The sequence below is a fragment of the Roseovarius sp. D22-M7 genome (genome assembly GCF_037083785.1).
In the GTDB taxonomy this organism is placed as follows: Bacteria; Pseudomonadota; Alphaproteobacteria; order Rhodobacterales; family Rhodobacteraceae; genus Roseovarius.
In genome coordinates this window covers 1-8,636 of the sequence record NZ_JBAPKY010000091.1, presented here as the reverse complement: position 1 = coordinate 8,636, position 8,636 = coordinate 1, and the positions used below count along the sequence as shown (strand labels likewise).

13 protein-coding genes are annotated in these 8,636 nt (G+C 63.3%); 8 read left to right on the top strand and 5 right to left on the bottom strand.

Annotated elements, in window-relative coordinates:
• Nucleotides 1–49: 49 nt before the first annotated feature.
• The 4 genes from V8324_RS20505 to V8324_RS20490 form a co-directional block, all read right to left on the bottom strand.
• Nucleotides 50–313: a hypothetical protein gene (locus V8324_RS20505; RefSeq protein ID WP_336421756.1), complete on the bottom strand. Its 264-nt coding sequence runs from the start codon at nucleotides 311–313 to the stop codon at nucleotides 50–52.
• 75 nt (nucleotides 314–388) lie between these two features.
• Nucleotides 389–1,636, bottom strand: coding sequence for a class I SAM-dependent methyltransferase (locus V8324_RS20500; protein ID WP_442970587.1), 1,248 nt, complete (start codon nucleotides 1,634–1,636; stop codon nucleotides 389–391).
• Nucleotides 1,637–2,234: 598 nt separating this feature from the next.
• A complete protein-coding gene (locus V8324_RS20495) occupies nucleotides 2,235–2,696 on the bottom strand; it encodes a phosphate-starvation-inducible protein PsiE (RefSeq protein ID WP_336421754.1) in 462 nt (153 codons plus the stop codon).
• A gap of 93 nt (nucleotides 2,697–2,789) precedes the next feature.
• Nucleotides 2,790–3,275: a hypothetical protein gene (locus V8324_RS20490; RefSeq protein ID WP_336421753.1), complete on the bottom strand. Its 486-nt coding sequence runs from the start codon at nucleotides 3,273–3,275 to the stop codon at nucleotides 2,790–2,792.
• Between the two features lie 497 nt (nucleotides 3,276–3,772).
• On the opposite strand from V8324_RS20490, the gene V8324_RS20485 reads away from it, so the two are divergent.
• Nucleotides 3,773–4,183 (top strand): hypothetical protein, encoded by a 411-nt coding sequence (locus V8324_RS20485; protein ID WP_336421752.1) that lies wholly within the window; start codon nucleotides 3,773–3,775, stop codon nucleotides 4,181–4,183.
• A 177-nt stretch (nucleotides 4,184–4,360) separates the two neighbouring features.
• Here the strand turns inward: V8324_RS20485 and V8324_RS20480 are convergent, their stop codons facing one another.
• A complete protein-coding gene (locus tag V8324_RS20480; RefSeq protein WP_336421751.1) occupies nucleotides 4,361–5,095 on the bottom strand; it encodes a Crp/Fnr family transcriptional regulator in 735 nt (244 codons plus the stop codon).
• Between the two features lie 173 nt (nucleotides 5,096–5,268).
• Here V8324_RS20480 and V8324_RS20475 point away from each other — a divergent pair, with 173 nt between their 5' ends.
• The 7 genes from V8324_RS20475 to V8324_RS20450 all read left to right on the top strand — a co-directional run.
• Complete coding sequence (locus V8324_RS20475) at nucleotides 5,269–5,511, top strand: hypothetical protein (RefSeq protein ID WP_336421750.1); 243 nt, start codon at nucleotides 5,269–5,271, stop codon at nucleotides 5,509–5,511.
• Between the two features lie 92 nt (nucleotides 5,512–5,603).
• Nucleotides 5,604–6,752: a fatty acid desaturase gene (locus V8324_RS20470; protein ID WP_336421749.1), complete on the top strand. Its 1,149-nt coding sequence runs from the start codon at nucleotides 5,604–5,606 to the stop codon at nucleotides 6,750–6,752.
• 180 nt (nucleotides 6,753–6,932) lie between these two features.
• A complete protein-coding gene (locus tag V8324_RS20465) occupies nucleotides 6,933–7,091 on the top strand; it encodes an entericidin, EcnA/B family (protein WP_336421748.1) in 159 nt (52 codons plus the stop codon).
• A gap of 2 nt (nucleotides 7,092–7,093) precedes the next feature.
• The gene (locus V8324_RS20460) at nucleotides 7,094–7,852 is read left to right on the top strand and encodes a sensor histidine kinase (protein WP_336421747.1); all 759 of its coding nucleotides are present in this window, start codon (nucleotides 7,094–7,096) and stop codon (nucleotides 7,850–7,852) included.
• Complete coding sequence (locus V8324_RS22520) at nucleotides 7,746–7,973, top strand: ATP-binding protein (protein WP_442970586.1); 228 nt, start codon at nucleotides 7,746–7,748, stop codon at nucleotides 7,971–7,973. Before V8324_RS20460 ends, V8324_RS22520 begins: the two co-directional genes overlap by 107 nt.
• A gap of 99 nt (nucleotides 7,974–8,072) precedes the next feature.
• Nucleotides 8,073–8,246, top strand: coding sequence for an acetoacetate decarboxylase family protein (locus V8324_RS20455; protein ID WP_336421746.1), 174 nt, complete (start codon nucleotides 8,073–8,075; stop codon nucleotides 8,244–8,246).
• A 46-nt stretch (nucleotides 8,247–8,292) separates the two neighbouring features.
• Nucleotides 8,293–8,636, top strand: a 344-nt coding sequence (locus V8324_RS20450; RefSeq protein ID WP_336421745.1) for a patatin-like phospholipase family protein, incomplete at its 3' end; no start/stop codon positions are given.

The following is an 8,636-nucleotide window of genomic DNA, read 5'->3' as shown; positions in this document are numbered from 1 at the left end:
ACGCCCGACGGCGTCATCTCGCGGTGATCGGATACGTCGGAATGGCTGATCATATGTCGTCGGAACACGTGATCGAATGTGTCGGAATGCGCACCGGCAGCCGCCTTCCGACGAAGTCCGCCTCGGTAATCGGGTCGCCGGCGGCGCGTGCAAGCGCGTCATAGAGTTCGTCGCTTCGGGCGCGCACGTCATCGAGGGTGATGTAGAATCCCTCGATGACGTCCGGTGGAAGCGCAATTTTTTCCTGAGCTGACGTTGAGACAGGCGCCACCAAGGCCAGTGCCAGAGCAGTCCGAACAGCGGTCATCAGCATTCCATTTTCTCCCCGTAAAGTGGAAATCTTTCATACGCGACGACGCGACAGGATCGTGCGGGTGCGGACGCCATCTCAGGCCGGCCGTTTCAAGGTGATTTGCGTCACGTCGCAATTCCCGCTTGCGAAAGTCGCGGCGCAGGAAGTGAGATAGAAGTTCCACATCCGCCGAAACCTCTCGTCGAAGCCTAAGGCGGAAATCCGTGGCCAATTTTCATTGAATGTTTCATGCCAGCGGCGGAGCGTCTGGCTGTAGCTCTCGCCGAACTCGACCGAGTGGACGACCCGCAGGCCGGCGCGCTCTACCTCCGCGAGGAGCGCTTTGCGCGAGGGCACGAGCCCCCCGGGGAAGATGTATTTCTGGATGAAGTCGACGCCGCTGCGATAAACCTCCCAGCGGCGGTCCTGAACGGTGATGATTTGCAGTGTCGCATTGCACTGCGGCTTCAGGCGTTCACGAACAGACTCGAAATAAACCGGCCAGTAGCGCTCTCCGACCGCCTCGAACATCTCGATCGAGGCGATGCCGTCAAATCGGCCGCGCGCATCGCGGTAGTCCTGGAGCCTGATCTCGACCCGGTCATCGAGGCCGGCGTTTCTGATGCGGTCCCGCGCGTAGTCGTGCTGCGCCTCGCTGTTGGTGAGCCCCGTGACGCGCAGACCGCGCTCGGTGGCGGCGTATTCGGCAAAGCCACCCCAGCCGCACCCGATCTCCAGCACGTGATCACCCGCCTCGACGCCCATCTCGTCGATCAGGCTCGCGTATTTCGCGGTCTGCGCCGACTCGAGGCTTTCTTGTCCGGTCGTGAACATGGCCGATGAATAGGTCATCGTCTCATCGAGCCAGAGCCGATAGAAATCGTTGCCGAGGTCGTAATGGGCGGCGATGTTGCGCCGCGCCTGCCGCCGTGTATTGCCTCGGAGGGCTTGCCGTGCCTGCTCGACAAGTCGGAGCAGGCCCTTGCCCGGAAATCCATCGTATATGTCATCACCGGCAACGTGAACGAGATCCATGAAAGCCTGCAGATCCGGCGTCGACCAGTCGCCGTCAAGGTAAGCCTCCGAGAACCCCAGGTCACCCTCGCGGATCAGCCGCGTGAAGAGATCGGGATCATGCACATGCAACTCGGCTACCGGCCCCGGCCGCGCGCCGTCCGCGCGAAACTTGCGACCGTCGGGCAGCACAAAGGTAACCCGCCCCGCCTGCATGGCGCAGGCTCTCTCAAAAACCGACGCGAAGTAGCGCGGCAAACCGCGCTGCCCATCGGTGGTCGCGGCCGAAACTCCGAGAGGTGAAACCGGCACCGAACTGGCGCTTGGCATGGACCTGTTCATGAAACGCCTCCTTATCAGACAGGATCAGCCCTGAGATCCAAGAACACCATGATGAAGCAGTCAATCGCGGGCGCCACTAACCTAGGTTAACACGCCGCGCGCCATTCGATGTCGTGATGCAGTTCATCGGCGCAGCGCGTCTCCAGCCTCCTCTCCCATCGCCTCTCGGGAATTGCAGTTTGATTTGAGGCTCTGGGCAGGGTCCGTGGCATCCGTCGCGGGATGGAGTTGGGTTACAGCGCTCGAAGCCGAGGCAAGCAGCGCCCGGGACGAGCTGCAGACCGGCTTCTCAAATAGAAGGGGCACCTTCCAAGGCATGGAAGGCTGCGGACGAAGATGTCTATGCCAACCGATCCGTCGATACGGCCCTTCATGGGTCATCGCGTTCGGCCGCGCGTTTGTTCTCCCGGACCGTCATGTGGACCATCATGGACGCACTCTCCGGATCGTCGTCGCGGTGACGCTTTTCACCACGATCATCATCGGCGCGGGCGCACGGCGTTTTCTGGTCGTAAAGAGGGTCCGCGCGCCCACCTCTGCAGACCCGGAGACTCTGGTCTGCGAAAACGGGAAGTGCCGAGGCGTTTCACAGCTTTTGCTGTCGCATTGCCCAGATGATCACCAGCGCCGAAATCGACAAGAGCAAGATGGCGGCCGCCTCGATGAGTATATTTTCCGGCGCCATTTCCTTGCCCTGCAGAACGACCAAACGCCCTACGGCCGTGATAGCTATAAATATCGGATACACGAAGACGGAATCGCGTCGGGCATAATAGACCGACACCATTCCGATCACTTCAAGATACAGGAACATCAACAGAATATCGGCCAACAGGATGGTCCCCAGCCGATAGATGGCAAGGATTTCGAAGGCGACCGCGACCAGCGTCATGGCCACGACAACCACCAGAAGTAATCGCTCGATGACGTGAAACAGGCCGAGAGCGAACAGTTTCTCGCCGCGTCCTGACCCTATGCCCGACTGTGTATCTTCGGACAGGCCGGCGGACGTCGCCCGCGACTTCGTTTCGGTGTCGCTTTCAAGCATGTTTACGAGCCAAGACCGTCAACATGGCGGCCCGCGTTAGCACAGACCTGATTGATGAACGGTGCCGTGAATTCCGATCTGCCGCATCACATGTCACCTTCTGACCGGCATGCCTTCATTCTCTGCGGCCCTGATCGGCGCCTCATCCCGCTTGGGTCCGGTTTCTGGTGTCCGGTCCGGCTCGTCATTCCCGCCCCGGGAAAGCCGCGACGCGGAATTGAGTTCGCGAATTTGTGCGGCGGTTACACCATCGGCCTGCATCGCGAGGCGCACGAGCGGATCGCCGAACATGTATTCGAGGAAGATATCTGTCAGGTTCCGGCCGGATACCTTGTCCATGGCGTGCGCATGGTCGAGGTCGGCCAGCGTAACCGTTAGGACCCGTTCGAGACCGGGATGAGACGCCCGCGTATGCAGTTTCACGCAGACGGAGGCTAGCCACGCGTCGGGGTCAAGCCGATCCGGTGGCGCGCAGTTCTCGGTTTCGATCTCGTATTCGCCCGCAGGAAGCATTTCGTCGAACCCTGGGACGTTGAAAGGGTGGCCGAAAACGGCGATCGTCTTGCTGGTCAAAGTCATTGGTGCCTTCCTTGTGCGTTGCGCGGTATCTGGTTAGCGGTCATCCGACAGGCTCGTCCCCGCCGCGCCGTCCTATTTCGCAGAGCTTTGGACATCGGGGCAGTGCTGGGGATAGCGGTGATCCGTTGCCGTATTCCGGTTCGCTTGCGTGTTCGGCTCGATGCTTGGACGGTCTCGTTCTGGCCCTCGCAGCCCCTGTGACAGGCGCCGGGCCTTTTTCGGACGCGGACACGCGCCTTCCATCTTTTAACCTGCGAAGATGTGCCATGGGCTGATCCATGTTAGCGCCTCGCGGAAATTGCGGATGTCGGTATTTCCGGCCCCTCAAGCCGGAGCCGCGCGTGACAGCATGACAACGCACTGATCTGTGTCAGCACCCCTGCCCAATGTTTTCCCTATGCTTCGGCGAGGAGCGCCTCTCGTGCCCCTATTCGCGGGAGGCCGCCTGTTTCCTGGCAGGGTGCCGGGACCCACAAGCCCATGAAAAGGAGGATAAGATGGCCACAAATGCTGTTCTCGATCCCCAAAACCACGATTTCGACCGATTTCTCCACGCATCCGTCGGAGAGGACTACAACGGCAACGGCGTGACCGTTCTTTCCGCACTGGCGCGGCTGAACCTCGATCCCTGGCAGGAGGCCCGCGAACTCGCGAGCCTCGGGCGGGAGGCTGCAGGCGTGCGCCTGGACACCTTGCTGTCACGCGTGTGCGACGTACCGGCGCTTGAGCAGGATGATGGCGCTGTCGCGCAGGATTTGGCTGGCCTGCTTCCAAAAAACGCCAGTCAGGCGAAGGCCGGGGCAGCCCCCGAAACAAAAAGGTTGACGATATCGACAGGACTGATCTGGACGCTGGTGGCGGTCCTGTTTTTAGCGGCGCAGCTTCTTTTCACCGGCACATCCGAATAAGGCAAATGAAACGCGACGCGCCGTCGGGCTGCCCCCTCGGAAGACACGGCGATGCCGGATGTGCCGATGTCACCGCGTGAATCTGCAATCGCACCAGGCGCGGAAGATCCAGCACTTGCGTGATCTCATCCGCTCGTCCAGAGGACCGGGGGATCGCCTCCGCCTCGGCTGCGATTCTCATTTCAGCAGTGGTCCGGTCTGATCGAGGTATGACGCGTCGAACTCGGCAAGTTCGGCGAGCCTCTCGTGGTCATGGAACGTGACGCGACCGTCCCGGACAGTGACCAGCCCGTTCTCGCGAAGCTGCCGCAGGACGCGGTTCACGTGGACCGCACTCAGGCCCAGGGCGTCGGCAAGGTGATACTGCGTCAGCGGGCAGTCGTATCCTTGCTTGCTCGCCATGCCCACCAGCGCCAGCCGCGATCCCAGTTCCAGCAGAAAATGCGCCATGCGCGCTTCGGCGTCGCGCCGCCCGATATTGACGAGATGCTCGACAACCATCGCCTCATCCCGCGACGCGGCCCAGAGAATGGCCGTGGCAAGCCGCGGTGTCTGATCGAAGGCTTGCAACAGGTCACGCGACATCACCTCGGCGGCCTGGCTGTCGACGATCGTCTCGAAGCTGTGATCGGAGGTGCGCAGCAGGACACTGCGCAGCCCCAGAAAATCCCCCGGGATCTGGAAATCGACGATCTGGCGCGTCCCGTCCGGCTGGATCTTGTAGGAACAGACCCAGCCGTCCGACAGGATATAGGCGGCTTGCCCCGACTGTCCCTCGTGCACGAGGTCGCGCCCCGCAGGGAAGGACCGGCGTCGCTGGTGCAGACGCTCCAGCACCGCGAGTTCGGCCTCGGACAAGGCGACGAAACTCGAGAGCTTGCGTGTGAGCGGGCTGTTTGCAGTGGTGTTCATGGGCCCTTTTCCCGATCTCCCGATGTCCCGTTGTTAGCCCTACTCGAGAATTCTCGCCAGGTGACTGCTTTGGATCAGCCCAGCATACCTCATTTCTTGTCACAACGGGTGCATCAAACAGGCTTCGACCGGCCCGATGGCCGTGTCGCCGCAAGGATCAAGGAGTCTCCACGATGCCCGTTCAAACTGACCATGCCGGCATGGCCGCCCTCACGATCTGCGAGGCGCTCATGCTTGCCATGAACGATCGCGAGCTGCTGCCCGAGCACGAGATCATGGGGGTGCTCCACGATGCTGCGGCGACCCACGAGAACGCCACCGGCACGGAGGCAGAAACGGAAGCGCACCGGGCCGTGGCCACGATCATCAACCGAATCATCGCTGGCGGCAACTCCGTTCGAAGACCGCCGAAATGACAGGCTCGACCAAAGAGGAAACGACGCGCACCATGACATTCGCGACCAGACCAGGTGACACGCCGGCCGCCGGCCGGCCTGATCATCAGACTATGCAGACCGCCGGCGGCCAGCACGTCACGTCGGCACGATCCGGCGTGCAGGTTGGGCAGTTCCCTGCGCCTGCCGCGCGCGACACGCGGCAGGCGAATGATGACCCGGCTGCGGCACCTGCGCACGGCCAAGACGCGCAGAGCGAAACCGCGCTGACCGCGTCCGACTGGACCCGAACGCTGACGAAATACCGCCAGCCGATCCCTGCGCGCAGCGTGTTCGAACTGGCCGTCACGCTGGTGCCCTTCGTCGCGATCTGGGCCGTGGCCTGGTGGATGGTGTCGATCAGCGCGGTGTTGGCGCTGGCCCTCGCGGTGGTGAACGCGGGGTTCCTGGTGCGTCTGTTCATGATACAGCATGATTGCGGGCACGGGTCGCTGTTCCGCGACCGGCGCCTGTGCGACTGGATCGGACGTGGGATCGGCGTGTTGACGCTGACCCCCTACGACGTCTGGCGCAAGACACACGCGATCCACCATGCCACGACCGGCAATCTCGACCGGCGGGGGGTCGGGGACCTGCCGACGCTGACGGTGCGGGAATACCAGGAGAAAGGCTGGCTCGGCCGGGCACTTTACCGCCTCGTGCGCAATCCCGTCTTCCTGTTCGGAGTGGTGCCGTTCTACACTTTCTTCCTGCAACAAAGGCTGCCCGTTCACCTGATGCGGTCGGGTTGGCGCTACTGGCTGAGCGCGATGGCGACCAATGCCGCCATCGGCTCCATTTTGGCAGTGATCGTCTGGCTGGGCGGCTGGAACGTGCTGCTGTTCGTGTTCCTGCCGACGATGCTATTGGCCGCGATGGCGGGCATGTGGTTCTTCTACGTGCAGCACCAGTTCGAGGAAACAAGCTGGGAGCACGAGGAAGACTGGAACATCCAGGAGGCGGCGCTGCATGGCAGCTCGCATTACGCGCTGCCCGGCATCCTGCGCTGGATCACCGGCAATATCGGGGTGCACCACGTGCATCACCTGGCCAGCCGCATCCCGTTCTACCGCCTGCCCGAGGCGATCCGGGATCACGACCTGCTGGCAAGGTCAAAACGCATCACGCTTCTTGAAAGCTTCCGCTGCGCGCGGCTGCACCTGTGGGACGAGCAGCGCGGCAGGCTCCTGTCCTTCGCCGAGGCCCGGGCGGTTTTCGCCTGAGCCGTATGCGGTTTTGCCGATCTGCGCCGGAATCGACATTGTGGCCGGCAACGATGTGGTGCTGATTTGGTGCTGCGATAGGCTGATGCAGGTAAGTGCCCGCTTTGAGCAATCGGCGTAATGCGGGTGGCAGAGCCCGCGGCGGTCGCCGCGGGCGTCTCGGCACAAGGATAACCCGACATGACGACGCCCAAGCTCAGCTCGCTCACGCTCCTAGCGGCGGCCCTGTCCGCATCTTTCGCGCTCCAGGCCTGCAACACCGTGGACGGGCTCGGGGAAGACGTGTCTGCCGGCGCGGATGCCGTGTCGGATTCGGCCACCGACAACAAGGGGTATTGAGAATGAATATCGACCAACTCAAAGCACCGGACAACCGGATGAACGGCGCAACGATGCGCGGTTTCGGCAACCTGGATGACGGGCGAGTGGACCACGCAGGACCCGGCCTTTCAACGCGCAAGATCAACCACGACCTGCGCAATATCCTGACATGCGCGCAGCTTCTGTCGGATCGGCTGGCGCAGGTCGATGACCCGAAAGTGCGGCGGCTGGCACCGAAGCTGACCGCGTCGCTGGACCGGGCCATCGCGCTCTGCACGACATCGCGCAACGATGACACGGCGGCGAAGGGACGCCCGCACCGGCAGCGGCTCGCCCTTGCGCCGCTGGTCAACGAGGTCGCGAACACGCTCGATCTCGACCACGCGGAGATAAGCTGGATCAACAACGTCGCGACCACCGTCGAGATCGACGCCGATCCCGACGATCTGTTCCGCACCCTCCTCAATCTGTTGGGCAACGCCATCCTGGCGCTGCAGGGGCCGGGCTTTCGATACAAGGAGATCCGTGTCGATGCCCGGCGCAGTGGGTCCGGCTGCACCATCGACGTGCGCGACACCGGCCTTGGCGTGCCGCAGGCTGCGCTGACGCATCTGTTCCTGTCGTCCCGGGGGTCGACCCGTCCCGACGGCTCCGGCTCCGGCCTCGGGNGCGCTGACGCATCTGTTCCTGTCGTCCCGGGGGTCGACCCGTCCCGACGGCTCCGGCTCCGGCCTCGGGCTTGCGATCGCGGCCGATCTGGTCCGCGCCCATGGCGGTGACATCTGTCTCGTCCACGGCCTCGCCGAAGGCGCGTGCTTCCGCGTCACGATCCCCGACAGCCTCGCGGAGCCCGAGACGGATGCGATCAGCGAAACGCGCAACGCGGTAGGGGCGAGATGACGGAGCGCGCGTGACGGGCACGGGTCCGAGGCCAGGTCCCGCGCGGCCCGCCAGAGCCTGCCGGACCGAGAGCCAGTTCCCGTGTTTCCAGGTCAGCGGATGACCGACATCACCGGAATGGGCGTCCGGCGCGGCCGCGCCCGGCTGCACCACGTGGCGCATATCAACGCGCTGGTCGCCGATCTGCCGGTGCGCCGCGTGGTCGAGGGCCAGCACATCATCGCCGACATGGCGCTGCCCTACGGGCGCGTCGTCCACGACTATCTGGCCTGAGCGCCGCGCGGTCAGCGCATCCACGACCCAAGAAAGAGCCAACCACATGGCGCAGAAAACGAAACTCGTGAACCTCGCGCTTCAAGGCGGCGGCGCGCATGGCGCCTTCACCTGGGGGGCGCTCGACCGCATCCTGGAGGACGGCCGGCTGCAGATCGCCGGGATTTCGGGCACTTCCGCGGGCGCAATGAACGCGGTGGCGCTGGCCGACGGCTTCACCCGTGAGGGCCCCGAGGGCGCACGCGCGGCGCTCGATCACTTCTGGCGCGCAATGAGCGACGGCGCGAAGCACAGTCCTGTCAATGTGCATTCAAAACTGACCCGGTGTGATCATCCAAAAATGACCCACCCCGGAGGTGGCAAAGCCCACAGGCGAGCGGCCACCAAATA

Excerpts from the sequence above, each read along its gene's own strand:
- V8324_RS20505 (WP_336421756.1), bottom strand. The coding sequence starts at position 313 with ATGCTGATGACCGCTGTTCGGACTGCTCTGGCACTGGCCTTGGTGGCG.
- V8324_RS20500 (WP_442970587.1), bottom strand. The coding sequence starts at position 1,636 with ATGCCAAGCGCCAGTTCGGTGCCGGTTTCACCTCTCGGAGTTTCGGCC.
- V8324_RS20495 (WP_336421754.1), bottom strand. The coding sequence starts at position 2,696 with ATGCTTGAAAGCGACACCGAAACGAAGTCGCGGGCGACGTCCGCCGGC.
- V8324_RS20490 (WP_336421753.1), bottom strand. The coding sequence starts at position 3,275 with ATGACTTTGACCAGCAAGACGATCGCCGTTTTCGGCCACCCTTTCAAC.
- V8324_RS20485 (WP_336421752.1), top strand. The coding sequence starts at position 3,773 with ATGGCCACAAATGCTGTTCTCGATCCCCAAAACCACGATTTCGACCGA.
- V8324_RS20480 (WP_336421751.1), bottom strand. The coding sequence starts at position 5,095 with ATGAACACCACTGCAAACAGCCCGCTCACACGCAAGCTCTCGAGTTTC.
- V8324_RS20475 (WP_336421750.1), top strand. The coding sequence starts at position 5,269 with ATGCCCGTTCAAACTGACCATGCCGGCATGGCCGCCCTCACGATCTGC.
- V8324_RS20470 (WP_336421749.1), top strand. The coding sequence starts at position 5,604 with ATGCAGACCGCCGGCGGCCAGCACGTCACGTCGGCACGATCCGGCGTG.
- V8324_RS20465 (WP_336421748.1), top strand. The coding sequence starts at position 6,933 with ATGACGACGCCCAAGCTCAGCTCGCTCACGCTCCTAGCGGCGGCCCTG.
- V8324_RS20455 (WP_336421746.1), top strand. The coding sequence starts at position 8,073 with ATGACCGACATCACCGGAATGGGCGTCCGGCGCGGCCGCGCCCGGCTG.